This window comes from Acinetobacter sp. WC-323 (assembly GCF_000314615.1).
GTDB lineage: Bacteria > Pseudomonadota > Gammaproteobacteria > Pseudomonadales > Moraxellaceae > Acinetobacter > Acinetobacter courvalinii.
Genome location: NZ_AMZS01000034.1, coordinates 1 through 12861, shown reverse-complemented (window position 1 = coordinate 12861; position 12861 = coordinate 1). Strand labels below are relative to the sequence as shown.

Below are 12861 nucleotides of genomic sequence, written 5' to 3'. Positions count from 1 at the left end.
TTTTATGAAACTTCAAATGATAGCGTGTGCAGTTGCAATTGCGACTGGTGGTTTATTTTTCTCTCACACCATGAATGAGGCGTTTGCGGCGACAGAAACACCAGTGGTTTCGACCGTTATCAAGCCAACACAAGAACAAGCGCTCGTATCACGTCAGCTCGCAACCTTGGTTGATCGCCAGCATTATTTGAATATGCGTTTAGATGCAACCACGTCAAACCGTATTCTGGATATGTATCTCGACAGTCTTGATCCAGATCATTCATTATTTTTAAGCGGTGAAGTTGCAGACTATAAGAATAAGTATGGTTCCACTTTTGGTAGCTCATTAAAAGCCGGTAACTTAACCGGGCCTTTTGCTATTCATGCGCAATATCGTGACCGTTTGAAACAATTCTATGAGTTTATGTTGGCCGAATTGAAGAAGCCGCAGAACCTGAATCAGAAAGATGTCTATCTGGAAACCGATCGTGAAAAAGCGCCTTATTTCCAGACGGCTGCTGAACAACAGGCACATTGGCAGAAAATGCTGGTGTCACAGCTGATCAATTTGACCATTAGCAAAGAAGAAGAACAGGCCAAGCAGAAAGCATTAAAGGCAGATCCATCGCTTGCCAATGGTCAGGACTTGACCGGTCCGGAAGATTTAACCCCGGTTCAGACTTTAACCAAGCGCTATACCCGTCAGTTAGAACGTATTGGTCGGGTCAAGAGTGACGATGTCCTCGACAAAACCCTGAATGCGATGATGGCGACCTATGATCCACATAGTAACTATTATCCGCCCATTGATGCGATGGAATTGAATCGTCAAACCACCTTGCAACTTGAGGGCATTGGGGTTTCGATCCGTCCAGAACGCGGCAATGAAGATTACACCAAGATCGAGACCATCGTTGAGGGCGGTCCGGCAAGTAAATCAGGTCAGGTGAAATCAGGCGACCGCATCATTGGTGTCGCTCAAGACGGCGATAAAATGGTGGATGTGATTGGCTGGCCGAGCTCGGAAATTGTGGGCTTGATTCGTGGTAAACGTGGCACCAAGGTGGTAGTGCGTCTACTAGGTGCAGGGGCACCGATGAGTCAGGCACGTAATGTCACCTTAACGCGCGACATTATTCAGGAAGAAGATGCCGGTGTTCGTTCGCGTACGGTTGAAATCACTCGTGATGGTAAAAAACACCTATTTGGCGTACTTGAAATTCCTTCGTTCTACTTTGATTATCGCTCACGTCGTGCGGGAACCGAGTACCGTTCAGTCTCAGAAGATACGGCTAAAGCGCTGGAATCACTGAAAGCACAGAAAGTAGAAGGGGTACTGGTGGACTTGCGTAATGACCCGGGTGGTTCTTTGGAAGAAGTTGCGCGTATGCTGGGTCAGGTAATCAAGTCAGGGCCAGTGGTTCAGATCCGTGATGGCAATGGTAATGTCAATGTCTTTGAAGATACCGATGGTGGCGAGCAGCTTTATGCAGGCCCGATGGCAGTATTGGTCAACTTGGCATCGGCTTCTGCCAGTGAAATCTATTCTGCTGCGATTCAGGACTATGAGCGTGGCATCATTATCGGTAGCACGACTACAGGTAAAGGTACGGCTCAGGTGCAACTGGATTCTCTTGCTTATGGTCAGGCAACCCTGACACAGCGTAAGTTCTACCGTATTACTGGTGGAAGTACGCAAAATAAAGGTGTAATCCCAGATATCAAACTGGTGGATATCTACAATGAGGAGTTTGGTGAGCGTAAAGCCAAAAATGCCTTGAAGTGGGACACCATTCCAACCGCACCATTTAAGCGGGAAGGTTCAGTTCAACCGTATATTGCCAAGTTAACGGAAACATCTCAGCAACGTGTTGCAGCAGATTCACAGTTCAAGTATCTAGAAGCGCGCAAAGCGATTGCCAAGAAAACCTCTGATCAGAAGAAAGTGGTACTGGATATCAACCAGCGCCGTGCTGAACTGATTGATCTGGAAAAACAAACCTTGAATGCTGAAAACCAGCGTCGTGCGGCAACAGGGCAGGCACCTTATGCCAACTGGGAAAGTTATCAGGCTTCGATTGACGCCTTGGTTGAATCTCGGGCCAAGATGAAAGCACATTTACGTCCGCCATTGCCTGAAGAAGAAACCTTTATTACAGAAGCGGCAAATGTCCTTTTAGATTATGCCAAGCTGCAAAATCGTTAAGTTGATATGGTTTTAAATAAAAAGCCCTGTTTGATACAGGGCTTTTTATTGCTGTTTTAATAGTGATTTTAATCTGGACCTATAGATGTCAGCATCATCAGATGCTGGCGTAATTTGATGGTTCTAAATTTTAAATAAGCATCCCTATCCATTGTTCAGTATAAAGACGCTTTGGGCTTAAATGACCAGAGCAGTGCTGCTGCATGATCCGAGTAATCTTTTCTACCTGTTTTAGCAACAAGCGCTATTCAGTGCGTATCCAGATTTGAGTACGACCCAGCGCAGAAATCCCCAGATAACCCCGTAAATGCAGACGTTTGCCATTGGCGCTTAATTTGGCTTTCATGCTGTAAATCTTGCCTGTATTCGGGTCCAGAATACGTCCACTGGTATAGTTAAGACCTTCACTATGTTTCAAGCCTGTCACCACATCCAGTCCAATAATCGGTTTATTGGTATAAGGTGCAGGGCAGTCCACACAGATTTCCTTGGGTACATAACCTGTCCGTGGGGTAATTTTCACAACTTTACCTGTATAGGTGCCATTGGCCTCTTGGCGAATTTCAACGATCCCTTTAGGTGCGCCTGTTTTATCATCGATACTTTGCCAGAGACCGGTGATGTCTTGGGCAAAGCTAAAGCTGCTGATCATGGTTAAAAATAAAATACTGGTTAAGCTTTTACTCATTATTAAAAATCCGTTTAACACTCATTTTTATTATGTAGGATATCTAATAAGCGATTCAATCATTATTTTACATTTGTATATTAATATTTGAAAATTCAATAATTTTTAATTTTTTGATTAAAAAAGCCTCTCCATTTTTAAAGAATGAAGAGGCTTTTTAAATTTATTTAAATATACGTCGGGCCGTTTGATGCTCCCTACAAATATTTACTCTGCCCGAATCCAGATCTGATTCCGGCCTAATGCAGAAACACCCAAATAACCGCGTAAATGCAGACGTTTACCGTTGGCACTGAGTTTGGCTTTCATACTGTAAATTTTACCTGTATTCGGATCGAGAATCCGGCCATGGGTATAATTCGAACCATCACTGTATTTTAAACCGGTGACCACATCCAGACCGACAATCGGTTTGTTGGTGTAGGGTGCAGGGCAATCTACACAGGTTTCTTTAGGTGTATAGCCAGTACGTGGTGTTATTTTTACAACTTTTCCGGCATAGGTACCATTCGATTCTTTACGAATTTCCACCAGTGCCTTCGGTGCTCCGGTTTTGTCATCAATACTTTGCCAGAGCCCCGTAATATCTTCTGCAAAAGTAAAACTGCTGATTGCAGTCAAGCATAACGCCCCGATTAATTTTTTCCCCATTATTAAAAATCCTTTTAATATTCAAGCATTCATTATGAAGGATTTTTGACAACCAGTTCAACCTTTAACTGATATTTGTGGCAAATTTTAAGATAAAGATAAAATAAAAGTCGGCAGCCAGATTGCGGTAAATACGCCATTCACAGCCATACCGAATGCAGCATATCGGCCCGCAACAGGTCCACGTTGCCATGCCTGTGCAGTACCAATGGCATGTGCTGCCAGACCTAGGGCCAGGCCCGAAGCACGTTCATCATGGATATGTTTTAAGATGAATGGTGAGAATGCAGCCCCAATCACACCGGATAGAATCACAATCAGGGTTACCATCATTAAAGGGGCATGTAGCAGGGTTGCAATATTCAGTGCGATGGGTGTGGTTACAGCACGGGTAGCAAATGCCAGAATGGTCGGTTCGGACATATGCAGCAAATACGCTAGTCCCATCGGTAAAGCCACTGCACTGATACTTGCGAAACACAAGATACCGATCATGGATTTAAGCGGTAAGTCATCATAGCGCATCGCAGCCAGAGGAATCGCCAAAGCCACCGTGACATAGCCGAGCAGGTGATTAAAAACATTATTCACATGATCCATGTACTGCTGATAGGGAATCCCGAAAATGGCTAAGAACGCGATGACAATAAACATGCCGAAAACGATTAAGGGAATCTGTGGAAATTTCTGATTCAGCGGTTTGGCCAGAAGATAACTGATCAAGGTAATGATAAAGCCATAGATAACCATAGACATCAATCAGCTCCTTATAACCAACGCTTCGCCATTTTGGCATAGATCCATAATGGCAATAATGTACTGAATGTTAAAACAAATAGAAAGGCAGGAATTTCCTTGCCCATATGCACCAGCATGATTAACGAACCGGCACAGATGGGTAAAAAGGCAAACGCACTTTCTTTCAAGATTTTATTGTTGGTATCAATCAGACGATTGGAGATTTTTTTAAAGCGTCTCCAGATCAATAAGGTGATTAACAGACTAATCAGTCCGACCAGATTGCCCAGTTCGGGATGACCAAAAGCCGTTGTGATCGCGACAGCTCCTTCACGATAGCCAATAATTAATAAAATCGTGCCAAACCAAGCTGTCCAATCAATATTCTTCATTTTATTTGTTACTCTCGTTAATCTAAACGATGGCTGATCGCAATTAGGATGAGTGAGGGCCGATCTCAAATTCTTCCAAAGGTCGCTGGAATAGGGAAGCTTTTTTTCCCAGTATTTCGTCTAATGGCAAATGAGCCTGTTTAATGAGTTGTTCCAGCTTATGTGGCGCAATACGGACCGACAGGTGTAAATTGCCATGATCATCATAATGTTCAGACTGAATGACATTCAGGGTATATAACTGGGTACGTAATTTCCCATAAGCAGGTTTTAACACTAAATCAAAATCTTGTAACTGGCCCAGCAGACATTGTTGTACCGCTTGCGCAAGCAACTCCAAGCCTTGTCCTGAATGCGCTGAAACATAGACCCGATCAGGCTGGTCTGCTGATTTATAAATAATTTTGGGCGCATCACCGCTCAGGTCAATTTTATTGTAAACATGCAAGATGGGTGCATCGGCACCAATTTCTTTGAGAACAGATTCAACCGCTTCAATTTGCTCTGGCATATTCGGACTGCTGCTATCAATCACATGCAGCAGTAAGGTGGCCTCTAAGGTTTCTTCCAAGGTTGCTTTAAATGATTCAACCAGATCATGCTGCAGATTTCTGACAAAGCCGACGGTATCTGCCAGTACTACCGTGCCAATACCATCCCAGTCTAAACGGCGTAAGGTTGGATCGAGGGTCGCAAACAGTTGATCTGCGGCATAGACATCACTTTTTGCCAGCAGATTAAATAAGGTTGATTTGCCCGCATTGGTATAACCCACCAGTGAAATGGTCGGGATCGCGGCTTTTTGTCTTGCAGCACGACCTTGTAGGCGGGTTTGTTGTACTTTGACCAGTTTATCCTTGAGCTGGGTAATCCGCACCCGAATTAAACGACGGTCGGTTTCAAGTTGTGATTCACCGGGTCCACGCAGGCCGATTCCGCCTTTTTGCTGTTCCAGATTACCGGTAAAGCCACGAATCAGGCGAGTGGATAAATGTTTGAGCTGGGCCAGTTCGACCTGTAATTTACCTTCATGGGTCCGCGCGCGTAAGGCGAAAATGTCCAGAATTAACCCCGTGCGGTCAATCACACGACATTTCAAGATTCGTTCCAGGTTACGTTCCTGGGCGGGTGACAGGGAATGGTCAAAAATAACCAGCTCAGCTTCGAGACTTTGTACCAGTTCGGCGATTTCATCGACTTTACCTGAACCAATAAAAAATTTCGGGTCAGGTTTATTGCGTTGTACCACAAGATGTTCAAGGATTTCAGCGCCAGCGGATTGAGCAAGCAATCGAAACTCTTCAGCATCAAGATCATCGAGGAGCTGAACAGACACACTGACTAAAATTGCCCGTTCACCGCTTTGACGCTGCTCAAAATTTTCCACGCGACTATGTAATCCTTATTTTTAAAGTCTTATTCTAGAATAAACTTCAAGCAAAGGGCAAAGCCTTACACGATTTATATGACATTACGACGTAAAAGCTCAATGAAACCGACCAGTGTGCCCATATATAGAATTGACCAGCCGAGAAACATTCTCAGTGCATAGCCATAGGGAACTGTGGTTTGGTTTGCTGATGTTGTGCTTTGCGGATTCATCACATCACCTTTTAATCAATAAATTCGATTTATTTATAGTAATTGATCAGATAAACCTTTTAAAATTGAAAAAAATTATGCTCGCATTCGTTTTTTATGATGCAGATAACTTCTATAAGTCGATATCGGCATGATATAACTGGATGAATTCAATGCACATGTGCATCTATGCGTACGGTTTTAATGATTTATGACTCAAGAAGTAACAGCGGTAAATAAAACCCCATTAAATTTAATCTCTAAATTGAGTTTGTATAGTAAAAAATTAGCCTCAGGCCTGGAAACAATAGGTGAAGGCTTTTATCTGATTTACCGTCATGGTCTATATAAAGATCCCAATAATCCAGTAAATACCCGATATGTACAGTACTTCTGTCGCCGTTTATGCGAAGTGTTCAATATCGAAGTCGAAGTCCACGGGACCATTCCGCGTGAACCTGCGCTTTGGGTCAGCAATCATATTTCATGGCTGGACGTTGCGGTACTGGGATCGGGAGCACGAATTTTCTTCTTGGCCAAAGCTGAAGTTGAAAGATGGCCGATTCTGGGAAAACTGGCAAAAGGCGGTGGAACTTTATTTATCAAACGTGGATCAGGTGATTCGATCCGTATTCGTGAACAGATTACAGAATTCTTAAAACAGGATATTCCGGTTCTGTTCTTCCCGGAAGCGACCACAACAGATGGACGTAAAGTCAAAAAGGTGCATGGACGTTTATTGGGTGCGGCCATTGAGGCACAACGTCCGGTACAGGTCTGTGTGATTTGCTATGTCAACCAGAACGGAGAACTTGATCTGGTGGCGCCGTTTATTGGTGAAATGACCTTTGCAGAACATGTGCAACGTGTCTTGGAAATGCCGAAAGTTACCGCACATCTGATGACTTTACCTGCGATTTCAGTCGAAGGGCATACTGTAGATAGCCTGACCAAAGAAGTGGATCGTCAGATGCGCGCCGGTCTGGCCAAATTACAGCAGAAGGTGTTGACGGTCTTGCCAGAAACAGCCGAGTCTACATAAAGCCTTCGATTGGCAACCATGAAATGATTTTTACGCCTGCTTTTTGCCACCATTTCATCTTGGGTTCTTTGGTATAAATCAACGGACCTCTAGGTGTTTCTCTCTGCCAGGTAATTTTCTTATTGGCATCCAATACTAACCGATAGGCATAGGTTTTCAGGTTCTGATCCATGGTGGCATGCACGGCTTGTGCTAAGGGTGGGCTATTCAGCAATACCCCGATTTCAGTATTTAAATAGGCAGAACGGGGGTCAAAATTAAAGGAACCAATAAATACCTGTTTCTCATCCAGCGCCATCAATTTGGCATGCAGGCTGGAACGACTCAGTCCCTTAAGATTGACCTTGGCTTTTTTCGCTAACTCTTCGGTATGTTTATCTAAATCATTTTTATCCAATGCGGGGAGGAACTCATACAGCTGCACCCCATTTTCCAGCAGTTCCTGGCGATATTTCCCATAAAAGGCATGAACCACCGCCACGTCATTGGCTTTAAAGGAGTTGGTGAGTACTCTGACCTTGACTCCATCTTGCGCCAGTTCACTTAAAATTTTTGCGCCTTTCTTTTCCGGAACAAAATAAGCCGAGATCAGATCAATATTTTTTTCAGGCTGTTCCAGATGATTGATCAGCTGGAAATTCAAGTGCTCTTCTTTTTTGGCTTTGGATTTAATTTTATCAGGGGAGTCCTTCACCACCTCGGCCTTGACCCATTCCAGAGAAATATCCCGATTCATGAGTGAATCAATGGCTTGAGAACGGCTGGTCAGGTCGACATAATTCTGTACCGTAATCCGTTTATAGTGCTCATCCAGTTGCTGCTTTAAACTTTCATAGCTCAGTCGATGCGATTTTGGATTGACAATTTCCCTGACATCGTAGGCATATTCGTGATTCCAGTAATCATCAAACGATTTGGAAATATCATTGACGGCTGTACCGAACAGCATCACGTCCACATCGGAAAACTGGTAATTATCACTGACATTATAATACTGGTTGGTCATGTTGCGACCGCCAATCAAGGCCACCTGATGATCGGCAATAAAACTCTTGTTATGCATCCGGCGGTTAATGCGTTTCAGGTCGAGTACCATATCCAGTGCACGGTATTTACGGAACCGGTACGGGTTAAATAATTTAATTTCTATATTGGGATGCTGGGCCAGCGCCAGAAAAATACCTTCCGTATGTTTGGCATTATTATCATCAATCAGTAATCTGACTTTTACCCCACGATCAGCGGCACGAATTAAAGCGTGTAGTGCTAAAGCCCCAACTTTGTCGTTATCCCAGATATAGTATTGTAAATCCAGTGTTTTTTCGGCTTTATCAATCAAACGAAGACGCGTTGCCAGTGCTTCTAGCGGTTCATATAACACGTGATAGCCAGTCAGGTCGGGATGTTGTTCTTGTAAAGGACGGATCACCTGAGCCAAAGAAGTTTGGGTGGTATCGATCTGGGCGACAGTTTGAATGACTGGTTCCAGCTTATGCTTGGGGAGCGTACTACACCCCGTCACAGTCAACGCAATGGCGCAATAAATCGCAAGCATATTTTTATTGTAAGCGGTTGTACTTATCTTTGTATGTTTGCCATTTAAATGAGAAAATTGCGTCATAATCGTTACTGATTAAAAGTTGGGCTCGAGTATACCATTTCATCGAAAAAGATAAATATAAGATGAGACGTATGTCCCTAAAGTGAAGTTAATGAGGGCTGTAATGTCGGATTCAGATACTGTTATTGTTGGTTTTTATCTTATTTTTGCTGTTCTGGCATTGTGGGCATTGATTCAGGCCTGGGTCCATCAGGCACGTACAGAAACCATTCATCCTTTTAAAGCCTTTGTACATTTGCTTGCGTTTTATCTTTCGTATTTATTGGTCCCGCTGTGGTGCTTTAGTCTGTATGCCGGCTGGGTGGGATATTACAGCCTGCATCAGGCGGGATTTATCTTCTTGTTAAGCAGTGTGCTGATTTATGCACGCTTCATTGAACCGCATCAGATTCATATTAAACGTCATCAATACCGTCTCAATCCAAAGCGTGAGTTTACTCGTCCGGTCAAGGTCGCATTGGTGGCCGATATGCATGTCGGTCTCTTTTCTGGACACGAACGCCAGCTAAAAATCATTGTGAAGAAGCTGAATCAGGAACGACCTGATCTGGTGGTGGTGGCAGGGGACTGGACCTATGAGCCGGAAAACCGTTTGGTGCAAGAGCTGGAAGTGCTCAAACAAATTCAGGCGCCGGTCTATTCTGTGCCTGGTAATCATGACGAACAATATCCTGGCCCACCCATTCAGGCCCTGTTGAGTAAAGCGCTAGAACAGAATAATGTGATGGATATTGAAGGCAAGATTGTCGATTTTGATGAATTCCGTCTTATCGGGATTGGTGATTTGTGGGCGGGTAAGGCGAATATGCGCTTTATGCCTGAGTTGCCGCAAGACAAGCCTTGGCTGATTTTGTCGCATAATCCGGATACCGTGGATATGGTGCCTGAATTACCGACGCGTCCCCTGATGTTATCGGGCCATACCCATGGCGGGCAGATCGAACTGCCTTGGATTACCAACTATATTATGAAGCGGGTGTCGATTCTGGGACATAAAAAAGGTTTTTACACGCATGAACATGCGGATGTATTTGTGACAGTAGGAACCGGTATGGTGGGTGTACCGTTTCGCTTTAGAGTACCGCCAACAGTGGATATTATCGAATTGATTTAAATAAAAAAGCCGACTGAATTGAGTCGGCTTTTTTGTGATGGCAATGTGTTAAGGAATAATAATCACATTCACGCGGCGGTTGCTGGCACGGTTTTCATCCGAAGTATTCGGTACAAACGGTTGATTCGAGCCACGGCCGAGTACCGTTAAATTATTGGGTTTAAAACCCTGTTCGATGAAAATGGAAGAAACGCTTTGAGCACGTTCTTCTGAAAGTTTCTGGTTATATTCAGGATTGCCGATATTATCGGTATGGCCGACAATTTTTAATTTTTGCAGATCATATTTATTCAGCTGTGTGGCTAGACGTACAATCTCTTGCTGATGTTCTGGCTTGATATCGACCTTATTAAAATCAAATAGCAAACGTTCTGGTAAGCCGAGACTCCAGCCTTCATCCGTTAATACGAACCCCTCTTTTTTTAACATCTTGACCTGACGATATTTCAACGGGCCAAAACTCAAACATCCAGCCAATGTTAGGCAGAGTAACGCAATAAATGAAATTTTAATGGTGTGTGCGCGCATAACATGTCCTAAATTTCTGGTTTATAAAGAAACCAATGTGGATTTAAACTTTTAGCTTTATACATGGCTTGATCCGCTTGCATAATCAAATCTTCGGGATTCTCTGCAAACTGAGAAAAGGCAATTCCTAAGCTAAAACCAAAATGAATAATTTCGCCATTGAAATCTAAAGGCTCCTTGCAACTGGCCAGTAGACCTTCAGCAATGGTCTGTAAATGATCCGCATGATGGATAGAATGCAGGATAATAGCAAACTCATCCCCACCCAAACGGGCAATAAAATCCTCATGACGGACAGAAAGTTTTAGACGGTCGCCCATTTCTTTTAGCACCGCATCACCAGCCAGATGCCCATACTGATCATTAATCATCTTGAAATTATTATTATCAATAAAGAGTAAAGCGGAATTGTGACGATATTGCGGATTCTCAAAAATATTAAACAGCTCTTGATAGAAATAATGTCGGTTTGGCAGGCTGGTCAGTTGATCGTGATGAGCCTGAAATGAAAGTTGGCGATTTTCTTTTTGCAGATGCGTATGCCAAATCTGAATTTCTTCTAGCAGTTCATTAAATACCGCATTTAAATTCTGGAACTCTTTAATATGGTTGTTTGGAAAGCGCAGATTATAGGCTTTCTGGTCACTGACCAGCTGGGCGATATGGGTCAGCGGCTTAATCGACTGCATGATTTGGCGATAGGTAATATTCACTGACCATAATAAGGCAATCACAATAAAGAACATTGAAATTGCCAGACCAATAATAATGGTTTTCAGAAAATGTAAAATATTTTCTGAACTTCCATATAACACCAGTTCCCCTACTTTTTTCTTGTGGTGCACAATCATTAACTTCACGGGATCATGTAAAAACCAGCGATCCATCAGATCCTGCATCATGGAAGTATGGGCTATTTTTTTGGTACTTTCGGCAAGAAGCTGATGTTGAGGATCATACACATGAATCGTTCGAATGGCATGTTCACGCGTATAATCATCCAGAATCTGGTCAATCGCGCCTTTATCCCGAAACACTACGGCTGGCTGGATCCGTTCAAGCACGGTCTGGCTCAAAAGCTGCAAGTTCTGTTTGGCATAAGTTTCCATGGTAAACATGGAAATTGTGGCAAAGGTAAAAGAACAAATCACAAAGGTAATCGCAAAAATCGCAAACTGGGATTTACGGAATAATGCATGTAAGGAAGTTGACTGATATAAATTGGAAATCATCTGCACTTACTCCGCATTCTTCGCCAAGAGCAAGACTCTTGGATCGATATGAACTTTGGAATAACTCAATGCTTCCAGATTCACCTTAAAGGTCGAATAGGTTTTCTTATTATATAAGCAGAAAATACTGCCGACTTCACACGCCGGATTATTGGTGCTTAAAGAAAGTAATGAGCGAGATGGGTAAGCCTGAATCAGGTTTTGCTGTTGTTGTGGCGAGGTCGTGGTGAAATAAGCCACATGACATTCTGTTTTAGCAAAATCTCTGGCACTCACAGCCTGCACTTGATAATCGTAAGCAAGCTGACGGATATTTGACTGAAACTGGCTGGCTGCCTCTGTATTGTCAATGACACAGATAGAAGGGCGGGTGGTATTCGACCATTTACTATAACTTAATATTGATAATGCCAGCTCATAGAAGTTATGCGTCGAAATGGCATAGCAAAGCGGGCTCACAGCTACCGAAGCTGCAAGCAAGATAGATCGAGCTTTGATATTTAAAAACCGTATTTTCAATCAGAAGTGCCAAAAAGTGTGAAGCAAGAGACATATTCTACTGGACTTAATTGTTTAAAAAAAGTTCTTAATTACTCGGAAAAGGCAATAAAAGTAACTATTCAGTTCAAAAAGTATGCATTCGATCAAATAAATTAAATAAATTTAAAAAAGGGTGTTGCATCCGATCTGAAATACTGTAGAATGCACATCCATCGGCGGTGATGCAGATAAAAACTTGTTGAGAAACAAGGATTTGGCTAAAATGGTTAGATTCTTGAGTTGGTTGATAAGTTTGCTAAATATCTAAATTACCTGTTGACTTTTAAGAAATTGAGAGTAATATAGCCGACCTAGCTTGATGATGACGAATCATCGAGAAGATCATTAAGAGAATAGAAGAACAACTTGTGTGGATTTTTACTGGTTGATCGATCGAAAATATTTCATTGATTAATTGGTTTAAATTTCTCGAAGTTTATTTGAGCAAATATTAAGTCAGTAATTGATGAGCCAAGATTTGTAGCCATAAGCTACTAATGATTTTAAACTGAAGAGTTTGATCATGGCTCAGATTGAACGCTGGCG

At 42.8% G+C, this 12861-nt stretch carries 13 protein-coding genes; 3 read left to right on the top strand and 10 right to left on the bottom strand.

Features of this window, described 5'->3' with window-relative positions; all coding sequences use genetic code 11:
* Nucleotides 1-4 precede the first annotated feature (4 nt).
* On the top strand, nt 5-2188 hold the full coding sequence (locus tag ACINWC323_RS12755) for a carboxy terminal-processing peptidase (RefSeq protein WP_032868718.1): 2184 nt from the start codon (nt 5-7) through the stop codon (nt 2186-2188).
* 244 nt (nt 2189-2432) lie between these two features.
* Here the strand turns inward: ACINWC323_RS12755 and ACINWC323_RS12760 are convergent, their stop codons facing one another.
* From ACINWC323_RS12760 to ACINWC323_RS20245, 6 genes are all read right to left on the bottom strand, one after another.
* A complete protein-coding gene (locus ACINWC323_RS12760) occupies nt 2433-2876 on the bottom strand; it encodes a DUF2147 domain-containing protein (RefSeq protein ID WP_009510559.1) in 444 nt (147 codons plus the stop codon).
* 207 nt (nt 2877-3083) lie between these two features.
* Complete coding sequence (locus ACINWC323_RS12765; RefSeq protein WP_005227299.1) at nt 3084-3527, bottom strand: DUF2147 domain-containing protein; 444 nt, start codon at nt 3525-3527, stop codon at nt 3084-3086.
* Nucleotides 3528-3614: 87 nt separating this feature from the next.
* The gene (locus tag ACINWC323_RS12770) at nt 3615-4283 is read right to left on the bottom strand and encodes an LrgB family protein (protein WP_032868720.1); all 669 of its coding nucleotides are present in this window, start codon (nt 4281-4283) and stop codon (nt 3615-3617) included.
* An 11-nt stretch (nt 4284-4294) separates the two neighbouring features.
* Nucleotides 4295-4657 carry a hypothetical protein gene (locus tag ACINWC323_RS12775; protein WP_009510623.1) on the bottom strand — a complete coding sequence of 121 codons (363 nt, stop codon included), beginning with the start codon at nt 4655-4657 and terminating at the stop codon, nt 4295-4297.
* Nucleotides 4658-4700: 43 nt separating this feature from the next.
* Complete coding sequence (gene hflX, locus ACINWC323_RS12780; protein WP_009510567.1) at nt 4701-6044, bottom strand: ribosome rescue GTPase HflX; 1344 nt, start codon at nt 6042-6044, stop codon at nt 4701-4703.
* A 74-nt stretch (nt 6045-6118) separates the two neighbouring features.
* Nucleotides 6119-6259, bottom strand: a complete 141-nt coding sequence (locus ACINWC323_RS20245) for a hypothetical protein (protein ID WP_009510551.1) — start codon at nt 6257-6259, stop codon at nt 6119-6121.
* 190 nt (nt 6260-6449) lie between these two features.
* On the opposite strand from ACINWC323_RS20245, the gene ACINWC323_RS12785 reads away from it, so the two are divergent.
* Nucleotides 6450-7280: a lysophospholipid acyltransferase family protein gene (locus tag ACINWC323_RS12785; RefSeq protein ID WP_009510622.1), complete on the top strand. Its 831-nt coding sequence runs from the start codon at nt 6450-6452 to the stop codon at nt 7278-7280.
* Here ACINWC323_RS12785 and ACINWC323_RS12790 read toward each other — a convergent pair.
* Nucleotides 7273-8835: a phospholipase D family protein gene (locus tag ACINWC323_RS12790; protein WP_227555710.1), complete on the bottom strand. Its 1563-nt coding sequence runs from the start codon at nt 8833-8835 to the stop codon at nt 7273-7275. The genes ACINWC323_RS12785 and ACINWC323_RS12790 overlap by 8 nt on opposite strands.
* Before the next feature lie 169 nt (nt 8836-9004).
* On the opposite strand from ACINWC323_RS12790, the gene ACINWC323_RS12795 reads away from it, so the two are divergent.
* A complete protein-coding gene (locus ACINWC323_RS12795) occupies nt 9005-10015 on the top strand; it encodes a metallophosphoesterase (protein WP_009510584.1) in 1011 nt (336 codons plus the stop codon).
* Between the two features lie 48 nt (nt 10016-10063).
* Here ACINWC323_RS12795 and yfiB read toward each other — a convergent pair whose 3' ends face one another.
* The 3 genes from yfiB to yfiR are packed head-to-tail and all read right to left on the bottom strand — an operon-like array spanning nt 10064 to nt 12294.
* Nucleotides 10064-10543 carry an outer membrane lipoprotein YfiB gene (gene yfiB, locus ACINWC323_RS12800; RefSeq protein ID WP_005227291.1) on the bottom strand — a complete coding sequence of 160 codons (480 nt, stop codon included), beginning with the start codon at nt 10541-10543 and terminating at the stop codon, nt 10064-10066.
* Between the two features lie 8 nt (nt 10544-10551).
* Nucleotides 10552-11775: a diguanylate cyclase DgcN/YfiN gene (gene dgcN / locus ACINWC323_RS12805; protein WP_005227290.1), complete on the bottom strand. Its 1224-nt coding sequence runs from the start codon at nt 11773-11775 to the stop codon at nt 10552-10554.
* A 6-nt stretch (nt 11776-11781) separates the two neighbouring features.
* Nucleotides 11782-12294 carry a regulatory sequestration protein YfiR gene (gene yfiR / locus ACINWC323_RS12810; protein ID WP_476760505.1) on the bottom strand — a complete coding sequence of 171 codons (513 nt, stop codon included), beginning with the start codon at nt 12292-12294 and terminating at the stop codon, nt 11782-11784.
* Nucleotides 12295-12861 lie beyond the last annotated feature (567 nt).

Excerpts from the sequence above, each read along its gene's own strand:
- ACINWC323_RS12755 (WP_032868718.1), top strand. The coding sequence starts at position 5 with ATGAAACTTCAAATGATAGCGTGTGCAGTTGCAATTGCGACTGGTGGT.
- ACINWC323_RS12760 (WP_009510559.1), bottom strand. The coding sequence starts at position 2,876 with ATGAGTAAAAGCTTAACCAGTATTTTATTTTTAACCATGATCAGCAGC.
- ACINWC323_RS12765 (WP_005227299.1), bottom strand. The coding sequence starts at position 3,527 with ATGGGGAAAAAATTAATCGGGGCGTTATGCTTGACTGCAATCAGCAGT.
- ACINWC323_RS12770 (WP_032868720.1), bottom strand. The coding sequence starts at position 4,283 with ATGTCTATGGTTATCTATGGCTTTATCATTACCTTGATCAGTTATCTT.
- ACINWC323_RS12775 (WP_009510623.1), bottom strand. The coding sequence starts at position 4,657 with ATGAAGAATATTGATTGGACAGCTTGGTTTGGCACGATTTTATTAATT.
- ACINWC323_RS20245 (WP_009510551.1), bottom strand. The coding sequence starts at position 6,259 with ATGAATCCGCAAAGCACAACATCAGCAAACCAAACCACAGTTCCCTAT.
- ACINWC323_RS12785 (WP_009510622.1), top strand. The coding sequence starts at position 6,450 with ATGACTCAAGAAGTAACAGCGGTAAATAAAACCCCATTAAATTTAATC.
- ACINWC323_RS12790 (WP_227555710.1), bottom strand. The coding sequence starts at position 8,835 with ATGCTTGCGATTTATTGCGCCATTGCGTTGACTGTGACGGGGTGTAGT.
- ACINWC323_RS12795 (WP_009510584.1), top strand. The coding sequence starts at position 9,005 with ATGTCGGATTCAGATACTGTTATTGTTGGTTTTTATCTTATTTTTGCT.
- yfiB (WP_005227291.1), bottom strand. The coding sequence starts at position 10,543 with ATGCGCGCACACACCATTAAAATTTCATTTATTGCGTTACTCTGCCTA.
- dgcN (WP_005227290.1), bottom strand. The coding sequence starts at position 11,775 with ATGATTTCCAATTTATATCAGTCAACTTCCTTACATGCATTATTCCGT.